At 43.1% G+C, this 26,664-nt stretch carries 23 protein-coding genes and 1 pseudogene; 5 read left to right on the forward strand and 19 right to left on the reverse strand.

Annotated elements, in window-relative coordinates:
* A pseudogene (locus tag AS888_RS15310) lies at window positions 1–1,013 on the forward strand (IS1182 family transposase); the annotation flags it as partial.
* Window positions 1,014–1,114: 101 nt separating this feature from the next.
* Here the strand turns inward: AS888_RS15310 and AS888_RS15315 are convergent.
* On the reverse strand, window positions 1,115–1,696 hold the full coding sequence (locus AS888_RS15315; RefSeq protein ID WP_061143023.1) for a GNAT family N-acetyltransferase: 582 nt from the start codon (window positions 1,694–1,696) through the stop codon (window positions 1,115–1,117).
* A gap of 96 nt (window positions 1,697–1,792) precedes the next feature.
* On the opposite strand from AS888_RS15315, the gene AS888_RS15320 reads away from it, so the two are divergent.
* Window positions 1,793–1,981 carry a hypothetical protein gene (locus AS888_RS15320; protein WP_061143024.1) on the forward strand — a complete coding sequence of 63 codons (189 nt, stop codon included), beginning with the start codon at window positions 1,793–1,795 and terminating at the stop codon, window positions 1,979–1,981.
* A 52-nt stretch (window positions 1,982–2,033) separates the two neighbouring features.
* Here AS888_RS15320 and AS888_RS15325 read toward each other — a convergent pair whose 3' ends face one another.
* The gene (locus tag AS888_RS15325) at window positions 2,034–3,212 is read right to left on the reverse strand and encodes a putative glycoside hydrolase (protein WP_061143025.1); all 1,179 of its coding nucleotides are present in this window, start codon (window positions 3,210–3,212) and stop codon (window positions 2,034–2,036) included.
* 571 nt (window positions 3,213–3,783) lie between these two features.
* Between AS888_RS15325 and trpS the strand changes: the two genes are divergently transcribed.
* The gene (trpS, locus tag AS888_RS15330; protein ID WP_061143026.1) at window positions 3,784–4,770 is read left to right on the forward strand and encodes a tryptophan--tRNA ligase; all 987 of its coding nucleotides are present in this window, start codon (window positions 3,784–3,786) and stop codon (window positions 4,768–4,770) included.
* A 581-nt stretch (window positions 4,771–5,351) separates the two neighbouring features.
* On the opposite strand, the gene AS888_RS15335 is transcribed toward trpS, so the two are convergent.
* The 4 genes from AS888_RS15335 to AS888_RS15350 form a co-directional block, all read right to left on the reverse strand.
* A complete protein-coding gene (locus AS888_RS15335; protein ID WP_061143027.1) occupies window positions 5,352–6,107 on the reverse strand; it encodes a YjbA family protein in 756 nt (251 codons plus the stop codon).
* Window positions 6,108–6,224: 117 nt separating this feature from the next.
* A complete protein-coding gene (locus AS888_RS15340) occupies window positions 6,225–6,983 on the reverse strand; it encodes a DUF2268 domain-containing putative Zn-dependent protease (protein WP_081092477.1) in 759 nt (252 codons plus the stop codon).
* Window positions 6,984–7,098: 115 nt separating this feature from the next.
* Window positions 7,099–8,337 (reverse strand): beta-ketoacyl-ACP synthase II, encoded by a 1,239-nt coding sequence (fabF, locus tag AS888_RS15345; protein ID WP_061143028.1) that lies wholly within the window; start codon window positions 8,335–8,337, stop codon window positions 7,099–7,101.
* Window positions 8,338–8,386: 49 nt separating this feature from the next.
* Entirely contained in the window at window positions 8,387–9,322 is a 936-nt protein-coding gene (locus tag AS888_RS15350; RefSeq protein WP_061143029.1) for a beta-ketoacyl-ACP synthase III, read from the reverse strand.
* A gap of 324 nt (window positions 9,323–9,646) precedes the next feature.
* On the opposite strand from AS888_RS15350, the gene AS888_RS15355 reads away from it, so the two are divergent.
* Window positions 9,647–9,886 (forward strand): hypothetical protein, encoded by a 240-nt coding sequence (locus tag AS888_RS15355; RefSeq protein WP_061143030.1) that lies wholly within the window; start codon window positions 9,647–9,649, stop codon window positions 9,884–9,886.
* Window positions 9,887–9,930: 44 nt separating this feature from the next.
* Here the strand turns inward: AS888_RS15355 and AS888_RS15360 are convergent, their stop codons facing one another.
* The 3 genes from AS888_RS15360 to AS888_RS15370 all read right to left on the reverse strand — a co-directional run bounded on the left by AS888_RS15360 (window position 9,931) and on the right by AS888_RS15370 (window position 12,009).
* On the reverse strand, window positions 9,931–10,113 hold the full coding sequence (locus AS888_RS15360) for a ComZ family protein (RefSeq protein WP_034314525.1): 183 nt from the start codon (window positions 10,111–10,113) through the stop codon (window positions 9,931–9,933).
* Window positions 10,114–10,359: 246 nt separating this feature from the next.
* Window positions 10,360–11,262: a Rossmann-fold NAD(P)-binding domain-containing protein gene (locus AS888_RS15365; RefSeq protein ID WP_221408610.1), complete on the reverse strand. Its 903-nt coding sequence runs from the start codon at window positions 11,260–11,262 to the stop codon at window positions 10,360–10,362.
* A gap of 24 nt (window positions 11,263–11,286) precedes the next feature.
* Window positions 11,287–12,009, reverse strand: a complete 723-nt coding sequence (locus AS888_RS15370; protein WP_061143032.1) for an alpha/beta hydrolase — start codon at window positions 12,007–12,009, stop codon at window positions 11,287–11,289.
* A 295-nt stretch (window positions 12,010–12,304) separates the two neighbouring features.
* On the opposite strand from AS888_RS15370, the gene AS888_RS15375 reads away from it, so the two are divergent.
* A complete protein-coding gene (locus AS888_RS15375; RefSeq protein ID WP_061143033.1) occupies window positions 12,305–12,499 on the forward strand; it encodes a YjzD family protein in 195 nt (64 codons plus the stop codon).
* Window positions 12,500–12,579: 80 nt separating this feature from the next.
* Here AS888_RS15375 and clpB read toward each other — a convergent pair whose 3' ends face one another.
* From clpB to argC, 10 genes are all read right to left on the reverse strand, one after another.
* A complete protein-coding gene (gene clpB / locus AS888_RS15380; protein ID WP_061143034.1) occupies window positions 12,580–15,168 on the reverse strand; it encodes an ATP-dependent chaperone ClpB in 2,589 nt (862 codons plus the stop codon).
* Between the two features lie 464 nt (window positions 15,169–15,632).
* Entirely contained in the window at window positions 15,633–16,580 is a 948-nt protein-coding gene (locus tag AS888_RS15385; RefSeq protein WP_061143035.1) for a fumarylacetoacetate hydrolase family protein, read from the reverse strand.
* Between the two features lie 280 nt (window positions 16,581–16,860).
* Window positions 16,861–17,040 (reverse strand): YjzC family protein, encoded by a 180-nt coding sequence (locus tag AS888_RS15390; RefSeq protein WP_061143036.1) that lies wholly within the window; start codon window positions 17,038–17,040, stop codon window positions 16,861–16,863.
* A gap of 132 nt (window positions 17,041–17,172) precedes the next feature.
* Window positions 17,173–18,132 carry an ornithine carbamoyltransferase gene (gene argF, locus AS888_RS15395; RefSeq protein ID WP_061143037.1) on the reverse strand — a complete coding sequence of 320 codons (960 nt, stop codon included), beginning with the start codon at window positions 18,130–18,132 and terminating at the stop codon, window positions 17,173–17,175.
* On the reverse strand, window positions 18,129–21,248 hold the full coding sequence (locus tag AS888_RS15400) for a carbamoyl phosphate synthase large subunit (RefSeq protein WP_061143038.1): 3,120 nt from the start codon (window positions 21,246–21,248) through the stop codon (window positions 18,129–18,131). The genes argF and AS888_RS15400 overlap by 4 nt, the downstream gene beginning before the upstream one ends.
* Window positions 21,241–22,323, reverse strand: a complete 1,083-nt coding sequence (locus tag AS888_RS15405) for a carbamoyl phosphate synthase small subunit (protein ID WP_061143039.1) — start codon at window positions 22,321–22,323, stop codon at window positions 21,241–21,243. Before AS888_RS15405 ends, AS888_RS15400 begins: the two co-directional genes overlap by 8 nt.
* Window positions 22,324–22,407: 84 nt before the next feature.
* Complete coding sequence (locus AS888_RS15410; protein WP_061143040.1) at window positions 22,408–23,559, reverse strand: acetylornithine transaminase; 1,152 nt, start codon at window positions 23,557–23,559, stop codon at window positions 22,408–22,410.
* On the reverse strand, window positions 23,556–24,329 hold the full coding sequence (gene argB, locus AS888_RS15415) for an acetylglutamate kinase (protein ID WP_061143041.1): 774 nt from the start codon (window positions 24,327–24,329) through the stop codon (window positions 23,556–23,558). Before argB ends, AS888_RS15410 begins: the two co-directional genes overlap by 4 nt.
* Window positions 24,330–24,344: 15 nt before the next feature.
* The gene (gene argJ, locus AS888_RS15420; protein WP_061143042.1) at window positions 24,345–25,577 is read right to left on the reverse strand and encodes a bifunctional ornithine acetyltransferase/N-acetylglutamate synthase; all 1,233 of its coding nucleotides are present in this window, start codon (window positions 25,575–25,577) and stop codon (window positions 24,345–24,347) included.
* A 16-nt stretch (window positions 25,578–25,593) separates the two neighbouring features.
* Window positions 25,594–26,640, reverse strand: coding sequence for an N-acetyl-gamma-glutamyl-phosphate reductase (gene argC, locus AS888_RS15425; protein WP_061143043.1), 1,047 nt, complete (start codon window positions 26,638–26,640; stop codon window positions 25,594–25,596).
* Between the last annotated feature and the right edge of the window lie 24 nt (window positions 26,641–26,664).

A 26,664-nucleotide genomic window follows, 5' to 3' on the forward strand; every position in this document is an offset into this window, starting at 1 on the left:
AGATACAGACCTGTTTGAACAGATTTTCTGTCGCATTTTAATGACAGCTGCTAATAAAAAGTTAATAAGTGTAGAACACGTTTTCGTGGATTCCACACATATGAAAGCCAGTGCGAATAAACAGAAATTTGAAAAGAAAATCGTTCGTAAAGAAACACGAGCGTATCAAGGACGTCTTCAAGAAGAAATCAATCAAGATCGTGAAAACCATGGAAAGAAGCCTTTTCCACCAGATAAATTTGATAAGGAAGAAACCAAAGCAATTAAAGAAAGTACTACGGATCCTGAGAGTGGCTACTATGTGAAAGATGAACGAACAAAACAGTTTGCCTATTCATTCCATGCGGCCGCAGACGGCAACGGTTTTGTATTGGGAACGATTGTAACACCTGGTAATACACATGACAGTCATATTTTGGAGCCACTTGTTGAGCAAGTGATTGAGAAAGTTGGAAAACCAGAAGCAGTTGCCGCAGATGCAGCTTATAAAACACCAGCGATTACAAGCTACCTATTTAACAAAGAAATCACACCTGCCTTTACCCTATACACGTCCTTGTACAAAAGAAGGATTCTTTCGCAAACGTGACTATGTTTACGATGAACACTTTGATTGTTACCTTTGCCCTTCGGGAGAAACTTTAAAGTACTCAACAACAAATAAAGAGGGCTATCGCGAGTACAAATCGCCCAAACAAATTTGTGCAACATGCTCATTTTTATCACGGTGTACGGAAAGCAAAGACCATCAAAAAGTAGTGACACGGCATATCTGGCAAGCATATGTGGAAGAAGCAGATCATCTGCGTCATCATCAAGAGGTAAAACCTATATATGCGAAACGCAAAGAAACGATTGAGCGTGTATTCGCAGATGCAAAAGAAAAGCATGGTATGCGTTGGACTAATTTAAGGGGACTTAAAAAATTGTCGATGCAGGCAATGCTTACTTTCGCTGCCATGAATGTAAAGAAGATGGCCACTTGGACATGGCAAGGTCCTAAAACGGCTTAACATAGTGGCTCGAAGAGCCCAAATCTCGTAACCTTTGGTCAAAATTTCAAAGGAATTTCAAAGGAATTTCAAAAGGGCCGGTGAATGACCGGCCCTTGTTTTTATACTTCCATCTCTTTAAAAATATTCGTTTCCTGCTTGGCATTCAGGCTCAGGACGTCCTCGACATTTTGATAAGACTTGCCGTAAAGGTCGTCATCTTTGTAGGTATGGATTTCAGAATAAATTTCTTTCATGAAATCGAATACGTCTTCCTCTCCAACTGAGGGATCTGACGGCCAATATAGGATTTCCATCGGGGTATTCTCCATGGTGGCAAGCGATTTCCTGCTGTAGGTGATCGAGGAGGCATGTTCGAATCCTTCCCTTTTATAAAACCGCAGCCTTTTAAAGGAATCGTCATCATTTTCTTGGATTGGCTCGACTTCCAATAAAATCGTTTTTTCTTTCGCTTGCAGTTTTTGAATCAATTTCCTTCCCAATCCCTGCCCCCGTGAATTCTTGGATACAAATAGATAATCGATGAATATAAACTCTTCTCCTTCAACATATAATAAAACATGGTCAGGCCCTTCATCTTTTATATATATTTCTTTCTTATCCTTCAATAGGACGTCTATATGCTCTTTGGACTTCATTTCCTCGATAGGGAAATATTGATTTAATTTTTCATACCAATTCATGATTCCATCTCCTTTTCACTTGTTTTTACTTTCAATGCTTTCTCTTATCCACTACAATAGAATCAATAACAACTTGAAAATATTAGGAGGGATGTAATGATCAGTTACTTTACGGACTTTATTTTGGTCGCCGCCTGCGTTATTGGCATTACGGCAGTGAATGGCGTTGTGACGAATGCTGTCGGCGAAAAATGGTTTGGCGGGAAACGTCACTCTCATATTTTCGATCAATCGAAACGAATTCAGTCAGGGTGGAATAAAGTTGGCGGGAATAAAAAGCGGTAATCCAGAGAGAAAAAGGGATGACCGAAATGCTTTCCTTCCGGTCATCCAATTTTCATGGGGTATAGTCGACTCCCTTTGTATAGCGATTTGCTGCATTCCACAATAGATATTCATTAATACCGTTATCGTTCAATGCTTTTATTTGGGCCTCGACTTCTTCCTTGCCATACTTTTGATAATTTCCTTCTCCTAAATAGGAAGCGGTGAAATCTTGAAGCCACGGCCTTGAAGTAGGTGGGGTTTTCAATTCCTTCAGCTTCCCTTTCTCCAATTTCGCATATTCCGTAACGAGGTCATAAGGCTCCAGGTCAGGTTTATCTATGCCAAAATAAGATGTCCAATGACTTGGATAGATCATTGAGGAAATGACATCGACATTCTCGGAGATTTTCGTGAAGTTTTGGCCGATACCTGGTGCTTCAGGCAGGGTAGCGGTATATCCGAAAATATCCACCGATACCTTCACTCCATATGGCTCCAAACGCTTCTTCGCATAACTTACGAAATCCGTCACGGCCTGAACACGTTTAGCTGTATGATTCACTTTCGCCTCATCATATTCACCCATATCATACTTCAAGTCGTCTTCCTTATTCTCGAACCCTTCAGGAAACCGGACATAATCGAATTGGATTTCCTTGAAGCCTATCTTTGCCGCTTCAATGGCAATGCCGACATTATAATCCCATACCTCTTTTAGGAAAGGATTAACGAAGGCCTCGCCCCGGCCATTCTTCCATACCTCTTCACCATCTTGAAAGGACCATTCGGGCTTCTCTTTAGCCAAAAGGGAATCCTTGAAGACAACGACCCTGGCAATCGGATATATTTTTTTATCCTCAAATTTCTTCAGCATTGCCTTTGGATCTTTTATGTAGTCTTTACCAATTCCAGCATATGGAGAATCGGAATCTTTGGCTTTATACGTAATGTTACCCCAGTCATCCTTAATATCAACGACCATCGCATTCAAATCGGTTTCATCTACATATTTAATAAGTTCGTTCAGTTTACTGCCGCCCGCTGCCGGTCCGGTGACATATATTCCTCGCACTGCATCCGGATAATCGAATTTCAAACCCGAATCAAAAACAAAACGAGGTGCATTCACAGGCAATTCTTTCGTTTCTAATGCCACCTGCCTCGTTTCATTCACGCTTTGTGCATGGACAGGCTGTTGAACCAGGAAAAGGCAAACACCTGTCATCAACCATTTACTCATTGTTTTCATATCCTCCACCTCACTCGCCATCAATCTCAATTTTCTACAAAAACAAAAGACCCCTTTCTTTAATACCACAATGATTCAACATTACTCCTCTATATTATAAAAAATTAATAAAACTCTGCCATACAAAATTACCCGCCTATAAAAATCCAACCCTCCACAAGATGGAAACTTCGCATGAAATGCGTTCTCTTGTGTGTAGCCTTCCCTAAAATCATCCTGACATTGTGCAATACAGAAAACGGTTTGATTTTCCTTTAATTCTGCAAATTATCAAATCGAAATAGGATGAACATAAATTAAAACTAAAATCATTTGCCAAGATACTTCTTGCCGATTGGATTATACATTTACTATGAATAAATGCTAAAATACAGGTATAGTGGACATTTCGTAATCTCAGAAATAGCATCGATACAGGCCTAATGGCCCTCCACGAGATTTAAATGATCGTTTCCCTTCATGGACGGCCATTTCTTTCAAAGAAATGTGGATTCATTTTCTATTTATCCTTACAATAATGAAGAGCGAATATCCATTTATCAATAAACGCAATTAGAGGAGTGACTAGCAGTTGAAAAGGATTTTCTCCGGCATACAGCCATCAGGTTCGGTAACGTTAGGTAACTACATCGGAGCCATGAAACAATTCGTGAAACTACAAAATGAATATGAGTGTTTCTTTTGTATAGTTGACCAGCATGCCATAACCGTTCCACAAGATCGCCTTAAATTAAGGCAAAGCATTAAAACATTAGCTGCTTTATACTTGGCCATTGGCCTTGATCCTGAAAAGAATACGATCTTCATTCAATCAGAGGTGCCAGCACATGCTCAGGCAGGCTGGATTTTGCAAAGCATTTCCTATATCGGGGAACTGGAGAGAATGACACAATTCAAGGATAAATCATCTGGCAAGGAAGGGGTATCGGCTGCACTGCTTACATACCCGCCACTGATGGCTGCCGACATTCTCCTTTATGGCACCGATGTTGTTCCGGTCGGAGAAGATCAAAGACAGCATCTTGAATTGACACGGGATCTGGCTGAAAGATTCAACAAAAAGCACAACGAGATTTTCAAGATCCCTGAAATAAGCCTGCCTACAGAAGGGGCACGAATCATGTCGCTTCAAGAGCCATCCAAGAAAATGAGCAAATCCGATCCCAATAAAAAGGCTACAATTGCTTTATTGGACGATCCGAAGCAAATCGAAAAAAATATTAAGAGCGCAGTTACCGATTCCGAAGGTATTGTCCGCTATGATAAAGAAAACAAAGCAGGAGTTTCCAACTTGATGTCGATTTACTCCATCTTCAGCGGGAAAAGCTATGCAGAGATTGAAGGGATGTACGAAGGGAAAGGGTATGGCGACTTCAAAAGCGATTTGGCTGAAGTGGTTCTCGCCGAGATCCTTCCCATCCAAGAACGTTTTAATGAATTGATCGATTCACCTGAATTGGATGAAATCCTCGATCGCGGAGCAGAAAAAGCGAACAAGGAAGCCAATAAAATGATCAGAAAAATGTATAATGGCATGGGACTTGGCAGAAAAAGATAAAAAAACAAGACGATCGTCCCTGTCTGTAGACAAAAAGGTTTCGGAATGATATCATTCCGAAACTTTTTTGTTTTTATTAGAGAGGGTTGGTCATACACATGGTGATACTTTCGAAGAATCCTTCATTTGTTCAAAGTGGTGTATGGGGGGGCTGATCCAGCTTGAATGGAAAGGCAACAACTTTGGAATTCCAGGATTCCCAGGCACCTGTTCAACTAAAAAGAGATGCTCATCATGTGTAATTCTAGATGTTACTAACTACACTAACCCGTTGCTGTTTAGTAACGCATATAATCAAAAAGCGCATGCCTCCTGCCTAGAAATGCGGGTCTACGTGGGACCCCGCAGGCAATAAAATTGAAGTGCACCCCCATTGTTGGACACATATCTAACAATGGGGGTGTACGTCAAAAGCCGCGGGGGCTCACGGACCGCCCACGGAAAGCGAGCAACTGCAGTGCCATGAAATGCTCATTGTACAAATCACTAAAATTGTAGGCAATGACAATACTAGCTTAGTGTTCACTCAAAGTGCAATAAAAAAAAGACGATCCGCACCGGATCGTCTTCTTGAAGTATTTCTATAAAATCGATGGGCTATCGCCAGCCTCGACTTGCCAAAGCTTTTCAAAAAAAGGCTGCCCCTTCACCAAGTTCTCGCAAAGTTGAAGGTGCTTATCCGACCAGCCCTCCTTCATTTCTTCATATAACTCAAGCCACGCTAGTTGAAACTCCATCTCTTGAATGCTCTCATATTTTTCAGGAGCCCATTCTGTATACCAATAACGAATTTCAGCGGTGTTTTTCGCCGTAAATAATTGATCCATCGCCATGAAAAGTAATTGTTTCAGCTGTCTTTCCTTTCTAGTCAAACCATTCATGAATAAAGGTGACGGCGATAAAATGTGATATTCTTTTTCAGATGTAGGTTTTTCAGTAAATGTGTAATCCAGGACATCATGATTTTCTATCATGTCATAAACAATTTGTTCCTGGCGGGGAATAATTCTGCTTTTCCTGATCGGAATATGATAACCTATCGTATCAACAGCTAGAATCCCATTTCCATCAGTTACGATAAAACAATAGTCAAGCTGAATTCGTTCATGATTTTTTCTTGCATATGCTTTTTGATACACATCATTCAGCAACGGCTTAGGCAATTCTGACAAGTCATTTTCTATGTAGTCGAACAATGTTGCCGACACTTTCAACAAAGGAACTTGATCTAACAGTTCAATCCCATCATCCTTCCTCCATTCGTGAAAATGGCAAATGTTATAGCCGTTTTCTTCTCCTTCAAACCAGTTAACCCATACATCATGAAGATATAGCATCATTCATCCCTCACTTAAACAAATTTCTGTTTGTCACTCAGTATAGGCAGGAATCATACAATTTATTCCTATTCCAAAAAAACAGCTTAAAGAAAAAAGAACGGATAGATTCGTTCTTTATAAGAATTCTTCAGATTGAACGATGAATGATTTTTTCACAGAACGTTTTTCGGATTTCCCCACTAAATAAAAGCCGCTGCAGTATCCTAGCATATGCGGGTATTCTTTTTGGCCAAGCAGAAGGACATCATGCAGGGGGTCCGTGCGCTTTATCGTGTGTTTCCCTTCCAGATGCTTGCTCCAAAACCCTTGCAGTTTATCTTCCTGATATAACTTGGTCCATCTAGCTAAATACTTTGCACCCAAATATCTCTCGACTGTTCGTTCAGCGAGCCCTTCCATGATCATCGTGTCCAGAAGCGTAAATTCTTTCTGTTCCTTCTCTAAATGATGCAATCGGCAGATATGATGATATTCATGAATCAGCACAGCCTCCATTTCCTTGTCTTCTATATCTAGGTCATAAAAAAGAAACAATTTATCTTCAAATGCCAACCCTGATTTCGTTTCATTCTTTTTCTTCCACATCCCGGAAGACATCAGCGGAAAAATATATATGGGCACATCTGGCCCTCCCCACATCTTCTTATAAGTTGTAAATAGATTTTGAGTTTTTTTCCACGAATCATTATCTTGTAAAAATTCCAAGGTCGCTTTAGTCCTTTGATTTGGAGAATACATGCCGTGCTTCAATAAGTGCTGATAAATCACCTCTCCATCAATCGAATTGCGGAACGTACTTTTAAGTCTTTCCATTATCTGTATCGGGCGGTTGAAATCCTTCTTCAGCCATTCATCTGTTGAAATAACTCCCATTTTCCTGCCCTCCGCTTTTTTGACTATCTTATGATTTCAAAAAGCGGTTGACACCCCTTCGCATTTACGACTGTACAAAAAAAGAGCAGATCTAAAAAGATCCGCTCCACTTCAATTATTGATATTTCTTAAAAAGAATCGTGGCGTTATGTCCACCAAATCCAAGGGAATTACTGATTGCAGCATTAATTTCGCCTTTTCTTGCTTCATTCGGAATATAGTCCAAATCACATTCAGGGTCTGGCGTTACTATGTTGATGGTTGGCGGCAGAATGCTATCCCTGATCGCTTGAATCGTGAATATTGCCTCCACTCCACCTGCTGCCCCTAACATATGGCCCGTCATGGACTTTGTTGAGCTGATCGCAAGTTTATATGCATGATCGCCAAAGACTTCCTTGACTGCCATCGTTTCATATTTATCATTATACGGTGTACTCGTTCCATGGGCATTTACGTATTGGATGTCTTCCGGGTTCAAACCTGCATCATCAATCGCAATTTTCATCGCTCTTGCCCCGCCTTCTCCACCAGGTGCCGGAGCCGTAATATGGAAGGCATCCCCAGTGGAACCATAGCCCGCTATCTCGGCATAAATCTTCGCCCCTCTGTTCAAGGCATGTTCCAAATCTTCCAGAACGATAATGCCTGCTCCTTCACCGATTACGAATCCATCACGATTCGCATCGAATGGACGGCTAGCCGTTTGCGGATCAGGATTGGTCGATAACGCTGTGTTTGCACAGAAGCCTGCAACCGACATCTTCGTGATTGGCGCTTCCGCTCCACCTGTGATCATTGCATCGGCATCGCCCCGTTGGATGGCCTTAAATGCATCACCAATCGAGTTCGTTCCAGTTGCACAGGCTGTTACCGTACATGAATTGATTCCTTTTGCTCCAAGCAGGATAGATACCTGGCCAGCTGCCATATCCGGGATCATCATTGGTACGAAGAAGGGGCTGACACGCTTATATCCCCTGTTTATAAAGTTTTCATGCTGTGTTTCCAATGTCTCCAGTCCGCCGATGCCAGAACCGATCCATACCCCTATACGTGCAGCATTTTCATCGGTTATTTCCAGCTTACTATCATTATAAGCCATTACGGATGCGGCAATGGCATAGTGCGTGAACCGATCCATCTTGCGCGCTTCTTTACGGTTAATATAAGTTTCGATATCAAAGTCCTTGATTTCCGCTGCCACTTTAACGGGGAAATCATCAGCGTTCAAGCGTGTTAATGGCCCTACACCCGATTTTCCCTCGATTATATTCTTCCAGCCTGTTTCTGCATCATTACCAACTGGAGAAATGGCTCCAATACCTGTTACTACTACACGACGATTCGTCATTCGAAATGGCTCCTTCCAATATTAAAAAGTTCGTACGTTTATTTGTCTTTTATTTCCCCCATCTAAGGGCGATCGCTCCCCAAGTTAGGCCTCCGCCAAAACCGACCATGATGATCAGGTCATTGTCCTTGATCCTTCCCGCTTCCATTTCTTCCACAAGGGCAATCGGAATGGACGCTGAAGAGGTATTTCCATATTTATGAACCGTTTTTGTCATTTTTTCAACCGGGAGTCCAAGGCGTTCCCTTGAAGCTTCCATAATGCGGATGTTCGCTTGATGAGGGACAAGTAAATCTACATCCTCTTTTGTCAATCCCGCTTTATCCAGTACGTTCAGGCTGGATTCCCCCATTTGGCGCACAGCGAATTTAAACACTTCACGGCCATTCATGCTGAGGAATTCTCCTTCCTGCATTAAGTACTTCCCGCCAGATCCATCTGCCCCTAATTCGAAGGAAAGGATTCCTTTTCCTTCTGACACAGGTCCAACTACAGCTGCACCTGCACCATCACCAAAGAGAACGGCCGTATTGCGGTCTTCCCAATTAGTTATTTTCGAAAGTTTCTCGACTCCTACGATCAGCACATGCTTGTATGCACCCGTTTGAATGAATTGCTGTGCCATAATCATTCCATACATAAAGCCCGCACATGCAGCACTTACATCCATGGCAGCTGCCTTTTTCGCTCCTAATTTCTCTTGGATCATGCAAGCAACAGTAGGGAACGATTGATCCGGCGTCACTGTAGCTACAAGAATCAAATCTATGTCTTCAGCTGAAATTTCCGCATTTTCCAATGCAGCTTTTGCCGCTTCATAAGCCATATCAGAAGTATTTATATCATCATTGGCAATTCTTCTTTCCTCGATACCCGTCCTTGTCCGGATCCACTCGTCAGAAGTGTCCATCATTTTCTCTAAATCCGCATTTGTTAAGATTTTTTCGGGTAAGTAGCGGCCAAGCCCTAATATTCCAGCGTTCATATTGCCATCCCCTTATATTTAATGAGTTATTATAATCATCTATTATTACCTGGTACTAATTTTATATAAAAAATCACTTCCTTGCAAGAGCTAACAGTTTGAAAGTATAAAAGAAACGGATTCCGAGTTCGGTTATGAGCCTATTCCAAGGCGATTTGGGGACATACATTAATAAGGGAAGGCTCATTTCGAAAAGATTGTTGTTTTTATACGAAACGATCTAAGGTTGATTGGAGGAGAAACCAACCACACCGCTTTACGGTGAAAAGCAACAAAGGATGCGAAAACACCCTTAATAATTAATCTGGAAAGGGGGGAATGATTATGGATATCTTCAACCGCAACAATCATAGGACCGAGGATGATCATTTTTCGAATTTGATGTTCGGCAGCAGGAAAGCAGAACCGGAGAAAGATGAATTAAAAGAAGGTGAATCCAGTGTTGATTACCTGAAATTGATGCAAAGCGTCGAAACATTGATGGGTTTATACGGGCAATACAAGCCAGCCATCGAGAAACTGAACCTGAGTCCAATGATCGACAAGTTCTTGAAAAAGGAATAAAAAAAAGCAAGGCTGCCGGTAAATCCGGACAGCCTTCCTTTTAATTAACGTTGGGCATCTTGCTTGCCAAGCTCATAGGCCTCTTGCATGACGCTTTTGAAAAGCTCCATGAACGGCTCTGCCATCTCCATTGAGAAGGGAATCCCGCTCGCTTCAAGTTTCGCTTTAGCCTCAGGGAAGTACTTCATTGCTATCCCCATAAATTCAAGTGTTTTGTCTGAACTCATTTCCGTTTCCTCCTTACTTTTAAAAAATTCATTGATCGTTGTGATGCCTAAAGAAAGCTCAATATTATCATAATTCGCCATGTCCCTTTCGTAAAGGGCGTAAATTAAATATCAAAAAAAATAGAAGTTCATGGATAAGGTATCCATGAACTTCTATGGTACTCGACAAAAAGGCGTGAGGCAAATATACCGTTCGTTCCTTTACGAATAATGAAAGCCTTCGCCTCCGGGAATTGCTTTAACACTTCATTCCGCTTTTCTCCACTTTTTAAGTAAGCTTAATCGTTTATTATGTTTTCTTTGTAAGGCCACGCCTTCCTGCGGATCCGTGTTGCATTGCACCTCAACTAAGCTGCCTTTGTTGATTTCGGGTGTTGGGGCAAATGAAGAAGCGATTTCTTCATCAAAAACATGCGCCGCACATTTATTCCAGTGATCGGCTATATTGCTTGATAATTGAATGCTCCTATCCGAAGAAGCAAGTACTCCTTCCAAAGCACTCACGAAATCAGAAACGAAGAGGGCATCCCCCGTATATTCTTTAGCAATGGCCGCTTCGATGACAGACGATCCTTGTTGATTGATTCCCACTTCAAAACTCATTGCTTCCGATTGCCAAGGTCCATAAACCGTCGGTAAATATATGATTTTGGCAGAGTCGATGCCTTCTATCGCGGATATGATGGATTGAAACAAACTCTCTTCTGCTACTGGCATGAACAGAACAATATTTGGCGTTTCGCTCAGACCTTTCTTTTTGCATTTTTCAATGAACGAACCGATTTCACTTAACAGTAATTCAGTATTACCATATTTCCCGTGATAAATATCGTAACAAGATATGAACACCGTGTCCTGACGAGCAATATCCAATAACTTAAGTTTATTTACCGGAAAGTATATATAGTTGGCGCTTCTGCCTATTTCAAGTTCCTTTTCTTCCATAATATACGGGCTGTCATCCTTATCAGCCCAATCTATCCCAATAACCTCTTCACCTTGGTTCAAAAAATATTGAGTCACATAGAAACCTATGAATTGATAAGTGCCTATCACAATATATGTCTGCATCAATACAGCCTCCTCGTATGCCATCAAGCCTGCTTCATCCGGCACGTCTAGTTTTTTTAGATGCTGTATCGTATGCAAACCATTGTGTAAATATATCCAAACTCACAAATCCTCTTCATTTTGATTGAAAAATTTTTGGATTTGAGATGGGATTTTATAACGTTTTTCGGGCAATAAATACGTCAGCTGCAAGTCGGCCTTTCTGGCTAGCTGTATTTGTCTGTAAAGGGAGGCTTGCTCTTTCCGCATGCTTCCAAAAACCTGAATTACCTTCATCGGGATTTTCTCCGGGATTACAGGTTCTTCGGATTTCAGAATATAGCTTTCACATTCTGCTGGCTCGAGCTCATATGCAGCTGCCACCTCGGACAGCCATTTTTTATAGAAAAATTTATTTTCCTTTTCTTTTTCAAGCTGCGCTTTCAAGGAGAAAACCGGATCGATCAATACGACAGATCGGATATTATTGCCAAGTTCATTCATTAGCTTCAAGGCGAGGAGCGCGCCTGCACCCTCTGCCAATACATGAACCCTTTTATTGACTATTTCCTTTTTCATGAAAAGTATATATAAGTTAAGGGAAAGATCCATTGCTTTAGGACTGCCCCAGTTGGCTCCATATAGATTGGATGAAAATAACGTGTATCCGAATCCCTTTAAATATTCCAATATTTGCAGCCTGCCGGGGTGCTGAAGCCAAAAGCTGCTGTCTTTTTCGACAAAATGACTGCGATCTCCAATAACCAAAACGGAAAAACCACTGGGCCGCTCTGGATAATAGATGATATTCCATTGGTCGTCAATTTGAAAAGTTCGTTGTTCCATCGGTCTAACTCCTTTAAGGAATATTACTACTACTATATTAATTTATGACGTAAAATAGAAAGGGTCAGTGGAAACGCCTAACTTCTTAGCTTAAATTAACCAAGCAGGGAGGATTTTTTCATCCATGGACCGCAATGATTTCCGTGATGACCTTTGATATCGACCCGCTTGGCCTGGAAGGTTCCTATCAGTGAATGCACTGAATTATTTAACGGGTATTATTAAAAACCCGTTTTAACTGCATATTAATTATGGTAAGATAAAAATGAATGTAGTGGAATGAGGTGAAATTTCGATGCGTTATGCTTGGACAATTTTTTGGACATTCTTATTAGTGCATATGACTGTATATGTTGTTTCTTCCATGATGGGAGTTTCATACGATGCTGCACAGGGATCGATTCTAGGAATAGCAGCTTCTATCCTGATCTTAATCATCCCTGCTATTTTGCCTGCTGGGCCAACAGAAGAAGACTCCCATCAGCATTAAGAAGCAAAAGAGGACATCCTATTTGGATGTCCTTTTTGTTATACCGCCCTTTTCTTTCGATTAAACTGAATTTCATATATTTAAAGGAGAACCAATTCATCATCATTAAGATCGATCGTTATCCCTTCTTTTAGACCGTCCGTCCCGGCTATGATTTGACGGGCGATTTTTGTTTCCAGATGCTTTTGGATGAATCGTTTCAAAGGCCTTGCACCATATACCGGATCATATCCTTGTTCGGCAATGAATTCCTTTGCGGCTTCAGTGACATTCAATCGAATATTCTGCTCGGTTAATCTCACTTGCAATTGCTGAACCATTTTTTCTACGATTTCAACGATTTCCTGTTTTGTAAGAGGTTTGAATAAAACGATGTCGTCTACGCGATTCAAAAATTCCGGGCGGAAATGCCCTCTTAATTCTTTGAACACTTGATCTTTGATTTCCTCTTCGATGCCGCCATCATTCCTGCTGGACTGCAACAAGAAATGGGAACCTATATTTGAGGTCATGATGATCACCGTATTTTTACAGTTGATGGTTCTACCTTGGGAATCGGTAATCCTTCCATCATCGAGCAGTTGCAGCAAAATATTGAATACCTCAGGATGGGCCTTTTCGATTTCGTCCAATAATACGACTGAATATGGATTTCTCCTGATAGCCTCTGTTAGCTGGCCGCCTTCCTCAAAACCGACATATCCAGGAGGGGCTCCAACAAGACGGGAAACGGAATGTTTCTCCATATATTCGGACATATCGATTCTAATCATATGTTCTTCACTATCGAATAACGTTTCTGCCAGTGCTTTCACCAATTCGGTTTTTCCCACACCGGTCGGTCCGAGGAAAATGAACGAGCCGATGGGCCTGTTTGGATCCTTGATTCCTGCCCTTGCCCTTAGAACTGCGTCAGAAACAAGTTCAACCGCTTCCCCTTGACCAATTACACGTTCATGGAGGATATCCGATAGACGAAGCAGTTTCTCCCTTTCGCTTTCCACCAGCTTGCTGACAGGAATGCCCGTCCACCTTGCCACGATCGAAGCAATTTCTTCTTCCGTTACTTCTTGGCGAAGTAATCGTGACTCCTGTTTTTCTTGTTCCAATTCATCCTCCATCGCTTCCAATTCTTTTTGAAGCTCGGGAATCCTTCCGTGCCGGAGCTCCGCTGCCCGATTAAGGTCATAGTCATTCTCGGCCTGTTCCAATTCATGACGCAGCTTCTCCAGTTCTTCACGTTGATCCTGAACCTTTTGAAGCGCCGACTTCTCCATTTGCCATTTGGATTTCATTCCATTCGCCTGATCTTGAAGTTCCGAAAGTTCTTTTTGCAGCACTTCCAGCCTTGCGATACTTTGAGGATCTTCTTCATTCTTCAAGGCCGCTTCTTCAATCTCTAGCTGCATGATCTTTCTCGTGATTTCATCCAGCTCCGATGGCATTGAATCGATTTCCATCCGGATCATGGCACAAGCTTCATCAACAAGATCGATTGCTTTATCCGGCAGGAACCGCTCCGTTATATATCGGTTGGAGAGAACGGAGGCTGCCACGATCGCCCGGTCATGAATCCTGACACCATGGTGAATTTCAAACCGTTCCTTCAGCCCCCGCAAGATGGAAATGGTATCTTCCACATCGGGCTCTGGCACGAGTACCTGCTGGAAACGACGCTCCAGAGCTGGATCCTTTTCGATATATTTTCGATATTCATCCAAGGTAGTTGCCCCGATGCAATGAAGCTCGCCACGTGCAAGCATAGGCTTCAGCATATTACCGGCATCCAATGCCCCATCCGTTCTGCCTGCGCCGACGATGGTATGCAATTCATCTATGAATAACAAAATTTTACCATCACTTTTCTTAATTTCATTCAATACGGCTTTTAGCCGTTCCTCAAATTCGCCACGGAATTTTGCGCCTGCGACAAGCGCGCTCATATCCAGTGAAAAAACGGTCTTGTCCTTCAATCCTTCCGGGACGTCCTTCCTGACGATCCTTTGGGCCAGCCCCTCGACAATCGCGGTTTTTCCAACCCCAGGCTCACCTATCAATACGGGGTTGTTTTTTGTTTTACGTGAAAGGATTCGAATGACGTTTCGAATTTCCGTATCACGTCCTATGACAGGATCGACCTTCCCCGTTTTAACTTCAGCAACGAGGTCTCTGCCGTATTTTTTCAATACTTCATATGTGCTTTCAGGATTTTGACTAGTCACTCGCTGATTCCCCCTTATATCCTGTATGATCATTTTCGCTTTATCGTAATCCATTCCAAATGATGAAAAAAGCTTGATAACATTCGCTTTACTGCCTTTCAATACTGCAAGCAGGATATGTTCGACTGATAAATATTCATCCTCCCACACCAGCATTTCCTTTTCGGCGGCTGTCACGATCTGCTGAAGTGAAGGTGACATGTAAATCTGGGAAACACCCCCGCTTACTTCCGGCAAACGATCGAGCTCCTTATTCAGCTCCATTTCAAATTGATCAAGCGATTTATCGGATTCCGATAAAATCCTGACCAATATACTATCATCCTGCCCGAGAAGATTCTTCAATAAATGAAGCTCCGTCAACTCCGGATTCCCTCTCTCGCTGGCTACCTCTTGTCCCCCGATGAATGCTTGCTGGGTTCTTTCGGTCATTCTATTCATATCCATCCTGAATACCTCCCATCTATTACATGACCGATTTAAGTTTGACCAATTTTGACCTTTATATTTTTATTATACTTCTAATTTTCCCCATGTAAAGAAAAGTTAACATGAATCCACAATGCAAGTTAAAAAAAAGGAAAAAACCTTTCTCCATGACGAAGAAAGGTCAGACTGTAGACAAACTCGATGAAAATCGAATTTGTCAATGTTTATGAGTTGTACAATGTGGCCGTTGCTTTCCTATCGGGTCACTCGCTTTCCGCCTGCGGGATCTCCCGTTACTCGCATTCCCCTCAGGAGTCCCGTACCCTCCGTTCCAATCAACTTTGTTTTACCTTCTCGATAAATCAAGTTTGCCTAGATTCATGTTTGTTTTTAAATAGAAGGAGTAAAGCTTGCAACGAGACCCATGGAAACGTCAAATTCGGAAATTGCATGAGGTGACTTCCGAATTTCCCTAACCAGTCCTATTTCCCCTCACCAACACGCCTCACGCGGTTTTCAAGGTAGCCGATTTTATCGATTTCGATCTTGACCACATCCCCATCTTTCAGGAACACTTGCGGGCTGCGCGCAAATCCCACTCCACCAGGCGTTCCAGTGAGCACGATGTCTCCTGGTTCGAGGGTCATTAAATTCGATAAAAATTCAATTAAATATTTCACATCAAATACGAAGTTGGATGTATTCGTTTTTTGCCGTTCTTCTCCATTCACCGTTAATCGAACATGTAAACCGGATGGATCGGGCAGCTCGTCGGAAGTCACCAACCAAGGTCCCATCGGAGCGCTTCCATCTACCGTTTTGCCTTGAAGCCACTCGATTGTACGCCGTTGGATGTCGCGATACGTAACATCATTGGCAATCGTATAACCTGCTACATAATCGAGAGCATCTTCTTGTGACACTTGGCGTGTCCTTTGTCCGATGACAAATGCGAATTCAGCTTCATAATCAAGCTGTTCAGAGATCGGGAAGAAGGGAATGTCATCCTGGGGTCCGATCACTGCATTCGTGTACTTGGCGAATACAACCGGAAAAAGTGGCAATTCTCGCCCCATTTCTGCAATATGCTCACGATAGTTTTGGCCAACACAGATGATTTTTCCTGGATTTTGGACAGGTGCCTCAAGTTTTATATCCTCCATGGCATGTATCAATTTATGTCGAAATGAATCACGATTATCGATTGCATAGTCAGCCGCCTTCTTGGCAATGGCCATGCTTTCCTTGCCCCCCTGTAAAAAATCGACCATCGATGAGGGGACATACGCGTTTGCAATTTGTACACTGCGCAGTTTCCCTTCACTTTCAAGAAATGATTGATAAGCATAATTCAAGTCCACTATTTCATCATTGGGGTAAAGCGCTCCAATCCGTTTAAACCCTTCATTACTGAAAGTCACTAATTTCATATCCCATTCTCCTTTACTAATCACTTTTATTGGTGGTTGCTCATGGACGCAGCCAAACCCACTTCTTTTGTTTATGTATAAATGATTCAATATTCGGAAATTCACTTATTTTCTATATCATTATAAAACTCCCATAATCCACATGGCAAATGGATGATATGCAAGACTATCAATCTTTTTATTCGGGAATAAAAACAAGGCAGGGAAATTGCTGAGTCAAATTATATTAGGAAGATAAGGAAAAGGAGTTATTCCCTCCTTTTCCCTGCTTTAAGTTTTTTCAAGGCTTCCGCTGATAAGTCCATATCCGGTTATGATTGGATGTTTCAGGAAAGGAATCTCCTGCATCGAGTTTTACCATTTTCGGATTAACAACCGTACTGCCCGTTTCACCAATCTCTACGTAGGTCCCATTATTAGGTGCCTTCTGACCTGGCTTGAATTGACGATTTTGCCCCATAGATTTCACCCCTTTACATGCTTTCCTTGTTATTATTGCCAGGATTTTTCCTTTCATGTCTGAAAAATTAAGGACAAAAAGGAAATCCGCAAATAAAAAAGGCGTCCGCTCAGTGAGCGGACACCTCATAGGTTAAGACATTAAATCCACTAAAACCGCTTTCTGCGCATGAAGACGATTTCCAGCTTGATGGAAAACGACGGAATTAGGTCCATCGATGACTTCACCGGTTACTTCCTCTCCCCTATGTGCAGGAAGACAATGCATGAATAAATAGTCGTCTTTAGCCAGTTTGACTAGTTCATTGTTGATTTGATAATCCTTAAACGCTTCCAAGCGGATTCCATTCTCGATTTCCTGCCCCATGGACGTCCAGACATCGGAATACACGATGTCCGCATTTTGTATCGCTTCCTGGGCGGATGTCGCCACAACAATATTACTTCCCGTCTTTTCTGCCACTTTTTGCGCATAGCTGACGACTTTTTCATCAGGCTTGTAGGCCTCTGGGCATCCAATGGAAAAGTCCACACCCATTTTTGCACAGCCGACCATCAAGGAATTGGCGACATTATTGCCATCTCCGATATAACTCATCTTCAAACCTTTTAGCTTCCCTTTAATCTCGATGATGGTCAAGAAGTCAGCCAGCACCTGACACGGGTGGGCAAGATCAGTTAGTCCATTGATGACCGGAATGGACGCATTCCCCGCCAATTCCAGGATTTTTTCATGTTCGAACGTACGGATCATGATGCCATCAATATATTCCGAAAGGACTTTAGCCGTATCGGAAATGGTTTCACCGCGACCTATTTGCAGATCATTTCCACTTAAGAACAAGGCGTGTCCGCCAAGCTGCATCATGCCCACTTCAAAGGATACACGGGTTCTGGTCGATGATTTTTCAAAAATCATCCCAAGCGTCTTTCCTTTTAAAGGTGTATATTCCTCGCCAGCCTGTAATTTACCCTTAATCTCCTGAGCCAGCTTTAACAGTTCTGCTATCTCTGTAGGTGTAGACTCTTTCATCGTCAAAAAATCTTTTCCATTTAAAATCTTGGCGCGTTCCTGTACTATAATCGGGCTCATGCGTGTGACACTCCTTTCGAATAGGTTACAAGCCAATCCTGAAGCGAGGTTACTTCTAGGTCAGCATTACCTGCCGATTGCAGATATGCCTTGAAGGTCTCTTCTTCCGTAAACGCAAGCAACCGGTATTTTGCGGCCATAAGCCTTAGCTTCTTATCTTCTGCCGTTGTTCCATAAGCCAAGACGATTGCGGCATTCCCGTCTTTCAGCCATTTTTCAAAGTCCGTGTCACACAGGATCAAACCGGCTTCCGTGATTTGCTCAAGCAATCCTGCACTTAGCTGGACTGAGTTGGATTGGTAAACTCCTGAAGCATGTTTGGCTTTTTGAGCATGGAATACTTTAGCCAAAGCTTCTTTAACCGTTTTACCAACGGCAATTCCCTCACCTGTCGATTTCATTTCCGGACCTACCTTGGAGTCAAGCCCGCTTAAGGCAAACGTTGAGAATACTGGGTATTTGACGACTTTATACGGAATGTCTTCCATTAATCCCGTTTTTTCGAACACATTCGACAATAAATATTTCCCAAGCAATATTTTTGTTGCGACTTGCACTAAAGATACATCTGTGACTTTACTGATGATCGGAATTGTCCGGCTTGCACGCGGATTTACTTCCAATACATATACGCTGCTTCCTTCAATCACATATTGGATGTTCATAAGTCCTTTATAACCCAGCTCTGTAACTAGCTTTTGGGCATAAAGGGTCATTTTCGCTTTCATTTCATCACTTAAGGTTTGTGCCGGCAATAAGGCCATGCTATCTCCTGAATGGACGCCTGCCTTTTCAACATGTTCAGCAATGATTGGGATATATAGATCCACTCCATCCGCAATCAAATCAATTTCCGCTTCTTTCCCTGGTATATAGGAATCGATCAGCACGGGGTAAACGAGTGCGGCCCCATTTTTCATTCTTTGGATCAAGCCTTCCTTCGAACGGATTATTTCCATGCCTTGGCCGCCAATTACATAGGATGGGCGCAATAGGACTGGAAAGCCGATTGCCTCGGAACGCTCCATTAACTGCCGTTCATCATTCGCCATCGAACCTGGGACATGCGGGATCTCCAGCTTTTGCAGAAGTTGATAAAAACGATCGCGATCCTCCAATTGATCAAGTGTATCGAAGGTGGTGCCCAACAAGTTCACACCGTAATCTTCAAGACCCTTTGCCAAGTTTATCGCGGTCTGTCCTCCGAATTGGACGATGACATCGTCGATATCCTCCACTTCAATTACATTAAGCACATATTCCAATGTTAACGGCTCGAAGTAAAGGCGGTCTGCGGTGGCAAAATCGGTACTTACCGTTTCCGGATTATTGTTGATCATGATGGTTTCAACATTTTCATCCTGGAGTGCATAAACTCCATGCACGGAACAGTAATCGAATTCAATTCCCTGTCCGATCCGGATAGGCCCGCTGCCAATCATCAATACCTTCTTTTTATTGGTTTTCTTCTGCTCATTCTCACCGAAATATGTCGAATAATGATAGTTCGTATGTGAACTGAACTCGGCTGCACAAGTATCGACCGTTTTGTATACAGCGGTGACTCCAAGCGCTTTTCGATGTGTCCTCACTTCCATTTCACTTACATTCCACACGGACGCAAGGTAACGATCGGAGAAACCCTTTTCTTTGAATAACTGAAGTTCTTCTTTTGTTACCGATTTGATTGACTTGGACGTGATTTCAGTTTCCTTGGCGATAAGCGAAGCGAAGGAATGAAGGAAGAAATAATCAATGATCGTCGCTTCGTGGATTTCTTCAACGGTCACACCTTTACGAAGCATCTCGAATATGACGAAAATTCGTTCGTCGGATTTTTCGGCAAGTTTTTTCCACAGTTCTGGAACGGATTTATCCCTCAACGATAAAAGCTGCAGGCCATTCGTTTTTAGTTCCAATGAATCGACGGCCTTTTGAACCCCGCCCTCAAAGCTGCGGTGTAAAGCCATCACTTCACCCGTTGCCTTCATCTGTGTTCCCAATTTTCTGTTTGCGGCCGTGAATTTGTCGAATGGCCACCTTGGGAACTTCACGGCTACATAGTCAAGGGCAGGCTCAAAGCTTGAATATGTACTTTTCGTTACAGGATTGATTATTTCAGATAAATGATAGCCGACGGCGAGCTTTGCGGCGATGCGGGCAATGGGATATCCTGTTGCCTTGGAAGCCAATGCCGATGAACGGCTGACGCGCGGATTCACTTCTATCAGATAATATTGTTTGCTATGTGGATCAAGTGCGAATTGAATGTTACAACCCCCGATGATGCCTAAAGCAGAGATGATCTTGATCGATGCGGCACGCAGCATCTGAAACTCATCGTCCGATAAGGTCTGAGAAGGTGCCACGACGATGGAATCGCCTGTATGGATACCGACGGGATCGATATTTTCCATATTGCAGATGGTGATGCACGTATTGTTGCCATCGCGCATGACCTCATATTCGACTTCTTTATACCCAGCTATGCTTCTTTCAATCAAGCATTGTGTAATCGGGCTTTCTTGAAGGCCGCCCCGAACTAGTTCCTTGAATGTCTCCAAACAATCAGCAATTCCGCCACCTGTCCCGCCAAGTGTATAGGCAGGCCGGACGATGATGGGAAAACCGATTTTATCCGCGAAAGCCTGCGCCTCTTCCAATGTATGAACGATTGTACTGTCCGGGACAGGCTCATCAATTTCAAGCATCAGCTCACGGAACAATTCACGATCTTCACCCTTTTTGATCGAGTCGATCGGTGTACCTAATAGTTTCACATCATACTGCTTGAGTACTCCTGCATCATCCAATTGATAGGCAAGATTCAAACCTGTTTGGCCCCCTAAAGTAGCGAGCAGGCCATCAGGCTTTTCTTTGGCAATGATTTTTTCCAGCACATCCACTGTCAACGGTTCAAAATAGACAGCATCCGCATTCATGTCATCCGTCATGATCGTTGCCGGGTTATTGTTCACAAGAATGACCTTATATCCTTCTTCTTTTAAAGCTAGGCAGGCTTGTGTACCTGCATAATCGAATTCGGCAGCCTGCCCGATGACAATCGGCCCCGAACCAATCACTAAAATCGTCTGTATCGTGTTGTCCTTAGGCATAGGCTTTTTCTCTCCCGCTATAGTCATTTATCATTTGTAAAAAGTCATTGAATAGTTGTGAACTCTCGTTTGGTCCTGGATTTGCCTCAGGGTGGTACTGGGTAGTGAAAATTGGCAGGTCTTCATGCATAAGGCCCTCAACCGTGCTATCATTGACATTCCTGAAACGAACTTGAAGCGATGTCCCCTGTAAGCTTGTTTCATCCACCTCATAACTATGATTTTGAGAACTCATATACACCCTTTTCGTTTTCAAATCGACCACGGGCTGATTCGCACCGCGATGTCCAAACAGCATTTTTTTTGTATTCCCACCGAAGGCAAGGGCCGTTAATTGATGACCGAGGCAGATGCCCATCGTCGGGAATTTCGTAATGATCTTTTTTAAGTTCCCTAAAAGATATTCCAGCTGTTTTGGATCCCCAGGCCCATTTGAAAGCAAAATCCCATCCGGCTGCAGCTCCTTGATCTGTTCGAATCCAGTGTCAAATGGTACGACCGAGACTCTGCAGCCTTGCTCAACCAACGAGTCCAAAATGGATTTCTTATATCCGAAGTCCATCATCACTACGTGCTTGTCACCTTCTCCAAAGCTCTCTACCACCTTTGTCGATACTTCGGCGACATGGGCTGCCAAATCATTCTGGCTTGGTTTGACCGTGAATCCTTCTTCCGCTGTGATGACGGCCTGCATCGAGCCTTCCTGTCTAATGTTTTTAACGACCGCCCGTGTATCAACATGGCTTAACAGCGGAATGGCCCATTTTTCTAAATATTCCCCAAGTGAATATTTTGCCTGATAATGGGAATGGCTCATATTCCCTTCATAAACAATGACGCCAGCAACATGCGGCTTTTTGCTTTCAAAATCATTTTCATTAATTCCGTAATTTCCAATGAGGGGATAGGTGAAAATGACAATTTGGTCCTTATAGGAAGGATCGGTCAATACCTCTTGATATCCGGTCATTCCCGTAAAAAAGACAATCTCTCCACAGGTTGCTTTTTCAGTGGGTCCAGTAAGCAGTTCCCCTTCAAAAACGGAACCATTCTCTAAATATAGATAGTTTTTCATGTTCTTCACCTCTGTAGTGGACTGCGTATATTTATATATACAATAGCATAATTATTCATTTTACTCTATAAAAATTCAAGCAATTCAGACAGTTTGCTTGATTGCCAGTACTTTTTCTATTTTCTTAACCGCGATATCAATTTCTGTTTCTGTGACTGTAAGCGAAGGGAGCAGCCGAAGAACCTTAGGTCCTGCGCTCAATACAAGTAAGCCTTCTTCTTGAAGCTCAGCCAGGAATTCCTGAACATCTTGTTCACTTTCAATCCCGATCATCATTCCAAGCCCGCGGATCTCCTTCACTTTGACAGAATCCTGCAATGCCTTTGCCAATGCACTCCTAAGATATTCAGCTTTATTCACGATTTCTTTTAAAAACCCTTCTTTGAAAATTTCCTTTAAAACAGCCTCCGCTGCCGAGATGCTAACAGGGTTGCCGCCAAAAGTTGAGCCATGGCTTCCCGGATTGAAATGCTCCGAAAGCATTTCACGTCCAATCATCGCGCCGATCGGCAGGCCATTTCCCAGACCCTTTGCCGAGGTGATGATATCCGGTTGGACATTATAATGCTGAAAGGCAAATGGTTTTCCCGTCCGTCCTATCCCAGTCTGTATTTCATCAATGATTAATAGAGCCCCATGTTTTTTGCAGTGTGTCTGGATCGTGTCCAAATACGATTGGTTTATGACATGGATGCCGCCCTCTCCCTGAACGATTTCAATCATGACAGCGGCTGTCTTCTCATCAATCGCCGCTATCATGGCATCATCGTCATTAAACGGGACATATTCAAAGCACTCAAGCATCGGCCCGAATCCAGTCTTGATTTTTTCCTGTCCCGTTGCTGCCATCGTTGCAAATGTCCGTCCGTGGAAAGACTGCTGGCATGTGACGATTTTACTTTTCCCGGTAGCTTTACGTGCCAGTTTGATGGCAGCCTCATTCGCTTCCGCACCACTGTTGGCAAAAAACACCTGACTTAAACCGGAGGCATCCGCCAGCATTTTTGCCGTGCGCTCCTGAATCGAACTCTGAAACATATTCGATACATGCCAATATTTATTTAGCTGTTCCGTGACGGCCAACTTTACCGACTCATGGCAATGTCCAAGATTCAAAACCCCGATTCCCGACGTGAAATCCAGATACTCTTTACCTGTCGTACTTGTAATCTTCACTCCTATCGCTGTATCCGGCTCAATGTGCCACCTTGCATATGTAGGAAATAAATAACTCATTGAATGACCCCCTCTTCCTGAAGAAATTTCGTGCCGATGAACTGTCCAGCTTCATAAAAATGATCTTTCCCGCTAACGATCATCACTTCCCCAACCCCCTTATTGAGCACCGACAGTGCTGTATTGACCTTTGGGATCATTCCGCCATGGATGCTCCCATCCAAGATCAAGCCCAATGTTTCCGTTTCAGTCAAACTCTCAATGATTTGCTCATCCTTTAAAACCCCTTTTACATCGGTCACAAATAAACACATTTCTGCAGAGAGTGCCTTCGCTACAGAGCCTGCAGCCATATCGGCATTCACATTCAATTTGGTGCCCTCACCCGTTATCGAGATTGGTGTCAATACCGGACAATACCCCTTTTCCAATAAAATCCCCAGCAATTCCGGATTGACTTGCTGTATCTCTCCAACAGCTCCCAGTTTTTGTTCATCGATAAACCCGCCTGTAAGAATCCCGCCATCCGATCCATTCAAGCCCACTGCCCGAATTCCGTGCGTTTCCAGTTTATGAACGAGACTTCGGTTCGATTTGCCAGCCAGCATGAGTTCGACGATTCCCAATACTTCCGCGGTCGTCTTTCTTAACCCGTCCTCAAAGATTGGCTCGATCTCGAATTTTTCCATCATCGAATTGATATCAGGACCGCCGCCATGAACAAAGACAATATGATAGCCGCGATCCTGCAGCTGATTGACACTATGGAAAAAAGACTCCGATAACTCATTAATGATGCTGCCCCCGCACTTGATGACCAATATATTCATCCTTGTCAACACCCCTTAAGAACGATAGCTTCCGTTTATTTTTACGTAGTCATATGTTAAATCACAGCCCCATGCCGTTCCTATTTCCTGCCCATCCTTCAAAAAGACATGAATGATGATATTTTCATTTTCAAGGTAGGCCTTTGCTTCTTCCTCAGAAAATAGGACCGGTTCACCATCTTTAAGTACGACAATATCACCAAATACGATCGTTGCTTGATCAGGCTGGAATTCCACTCCGCTTCTTCCCATCGCCGCTATGATTCGTCCCCAGTTCGCATCAGCGCCAAACGCTGCCGTTTTCACTAGATTCGAACCCACGATCGTCTTCGCCATCATCTGGCAATCTTGCTTTGTATGCATCCCATGGACATTCACTTCTATCAGCTTCGTGGCCCCTTCCCCGTCTTTGGCGATTTGTTTGGCCAGATTTTCGGAAGTTTGTTTCAGTAATTCCAAGAAAATGGACCATTGATGATGTGTGGGTGTCAAAGGTTCATTATTCGCCTCTCCATTCGCCAGCACCAATACCATGTCATTCGTGGAACAATCGCCATCGACCGTGATTTGATTGAAGGTATCATTCGTAATGGAGGACAAGGCAAGCTGTAAGTCCGCAGATTCGATGACAGCGTCCGTTGTTATGAAACCGAGCATGGTGGCCATGTTTGGATGAATCATTCCCGACCCTTTCGCCGCTCCGCCCATTTTCACGGTTTTGCCGTCGATGACCGTTTCATAGCCGCAGCTCTTGGTTACGATATCCGTTGTTAAAATGGCAGTTCCAAAATCTTCAGCAGCCCCGGGTGTATGATTTGGCTGCAATACGTCTATGCCTTTTTTCACTTTTTCCATTTCCATGTATTCTCCGATGACACCGGTAGAAGCGACTGCGAATGCATGATCCTCCAAGCCGAATTTTTGCGCCGCCAGCTTTCTCATTTCCTTTGCATCCTTTATGCCTTGTTTTCCAGTACAAGCATTCGCACATGCACTATTGACCACGATACCGTGAAGTTTCCCTGTAGCCGCAATGCTATCCTTGGTTACATCGATTGGAGCCGCTTGAACTAAATTTTGGGTATAAACCGCAGCGGCTGAAGCTGGTGTCTCGGTAAAAATGATGCCAACGTCTTTTTTTGAGTACCGCAATCCAGCATGGACCCCTGATGCCTTGAAGCCTTGTGCAATTAAGATGTTTCCGTCTTTAATCTGTTTGATTTCTTCAACTGTCTGTAATGTATTCATTTTTCTCCTCCATATTTTAAGGATAAAGGGGACTGTTCCAAAGCCCTGCCGTTTCTTCCAGTCCCATTAATAGATTGGCATTTTGAATGGCCTGGCCTGCAGCACCCTTCATTAAATTATCAATGACCGAAACCACCGTTACTTTACCAGTTCTTTCATCATGGGCGACACCGACATCACAGAAATTCGATCCGTACACCTGTTTCGTGGATGGAAATTGAGCGAGCGGCTGTACCCGGACAAATGGATGATCCTCGTAAACTGTTTTGTATAAGTCGACCAATTCCTCCGATGAGGTTTGACGATCCACCTTTATATACATCGTTGCCATTATGCCCCTAGTCATCGGAACGAGATGGGTATTGAAGGTAATGGGTTGTATAGGCTGCATCCCCGGCGACCATCGCCCAAGCTGCTGTTCGATTTCCGGTATATGTTGATGCTGATTCACTTTATATATTTTGAAGTTCTCATTCATTTCGCTAAAATGTGTTACGGCTGAAGGGGATTTACCCGCTCCGGAAACTCCGGATTTCGCGTCGATTACCACATCTGAAGCTGCGCCAGCCAACCCTTCCGTATACAAAGGAGCAAGGCCTAGAAGTGATGCCGTAGGGTAGCACCCTGGATTGGCAACAATATTCGATTTCTTTATCGCTTTTGCATTCCATTCAGACAATCCGTATACGGCTTCTTCAATGATGGGCTTTGGCGCTGCCGGTTTCTTATACCAGTATTCATATTCACCCGGGGTTTGAAGCCTAAGATCACCGGATAAATCAATCACCTTAATATCAAGGTCTGAAAATTCGGAAATCAATCGCGAAGATACACCTGAAGGGGTGGCAAGGAATACAATATCCGAGTGTTTAGCGATCGCCTCCGGATCAATTTTTTCCAATTTGTCTTTCATATGCATTAAATGTGCATTTTCTTCATGTAAACTTCGACCAAATTGGGATGAAGTATGTAATGATTTAATTTTGAATTGCGGATGATTATTCAAAATCCTGATTAATTCCAGCCCTCCATAACCTGTGGCGCCTACAATTGATACAAACACATTAACCAACTCCTGTATTTTTTT

It is taken from the genome of Peribacillus simplex (assembly GCF_001542915.1).
GTDB lineage: Bacteria > Bacillota > Bacilli > Bacillales > DSM-1321 > Peribacillus > Peribacillus simplex_B.

Bases quoted from the DNA above. Each gene is read 5' to 3' on its own strand.
- AS888_RS15370 (WP_061143032.1), bottom strand. From the start codon at position 12,009: ATGGAACAACGAACTTTTCAAATTGACGACCAATGGAATATCATCTAT.
- AS888_RS15375 (WP_061143033.1), top strand. From the start codon at position 12,305: ATGCGTTATGCTTGGACAATTTTTTGGACATTCTTATTAGTGCATATG.
- AS888_RS15335 (WP_061143027.1), bottom strand. From the start codon at position 6,107: ATGCTATATCTTCATGATGTATGGGTTAACTGGTTTGAAGGAGAAGAA.
- clpB (WP_061143034.1), bottom strand. From the start codon at position 15,168: ATGGATATGAATAGAATGACCGAAAGAACCCAGCAAGCATTCATCGGG.
- AS888_RS15405 (WP_061143039.1), bottom strand. From the start codon at position 22,323: ATGAAAAACTATCTATATTTAGAGAATGGTTCCGTTTTTGAAGGGGAA.
- argF (WP_061143037.1), bottom strand. From the start codon at position 18,132: ATGAGCCCGATTATAGTACAGGAACGCGCCAAGATTTTAAATGGAAAA.
- AS888_RS15350 (WP_061143029.1), bottom strand. From the start codon at position 9,322: ATGAACGCTGGAATATTAGGGCTTGGCCGCTACTTACCCGAAAAAATC.
- argB (WP_061143041.1), bottom strand. From the start codon at position 24,329: ATGAATATATTGGTCATCAAGTGCGGGGGCAGCATCATTAATGAGTTA.
- AS888_RS15325 (WP_061143025.1), bottom strand. From the start codon at position 3,212: ATGAAAACAATGAGTAAATGGTTGATGACAGGTGTTTGCCTTTTCCTG.
- AS888_RS15355 (WP_061143030.1), top strand. From the start codon at position 9,647: ATGGATATCTTCAACCGCAACAATCATAGGACCGAGGATGATCATTTT.
- AS888_RS15390 (WP_061143036.1), bottom strand. From the start codon at position 17,040: ATGGGGCAAAATCGTCAATTCAAGCCAGGTCAGAAGGCACCTAATAAT.
- argJ (WP_061143042.1), bottom strand. From the start codon at position 25,577: ATGAATACATTACAGACAGTTGAAGAAATCAAACAGATTAAAGACGGA.
- AS888_RS15340 (WP_081092477.1), bottom strand. From the start codon at position 6,983: ATGGGAGTTATTTCAACAGATGAATGGCTGAAGAAGGATTTCAACCGC.
- AS888_RS15315 (WP_061143023.1), bottom strand. From the start codon at position 1,696: ATGAATTGGTATGAAAAATTAAATCAATATTTCCCTATCGAGGAAATG.
- AS888_RS15410 (WP_061143040.1), bottom strand. From the start codon at position 23,559: ATGAGTTATTTATTTCCTACATATGCAAGGTGGCACATTGAGCCGGAT.
- AS888_RS15400 (WP_061143038.1), bottom strand. From the start codon at position 21,248: ATGCCTAAGGACAACACGATACAGACGATTTTAGTGATTGGTTCGGGG.
- AS888_RS15320 (WP_061143024.1), top strand. From the start codon at position 1,793: ATGATCAGTTACTTTACGGACTTTATTTTGGTCGCCGCCTGCGTTATT.
- AS888_RS15360 (WP_034314525.1), bottom strand. From the start codon at position 10,113: ATGAGTTCAGACAAAACACTTGAATTTATGGGGATAGCAATGAAGTAC.
- fabF (WP_061143028.1), bottom strand. From the start codon at position 8,337: ATGACGAATCGTCGTGTAGTAGTAACAGGTATTGGAGCCATTTCTCCA.
- AS888_RS15385 (WP_061143035.1), bottom strand. From the start codon at position 16,580: ATGAAATTAGTGACTTTCAGTAATGAAGGGTTTAAACGGATTGGAGCG.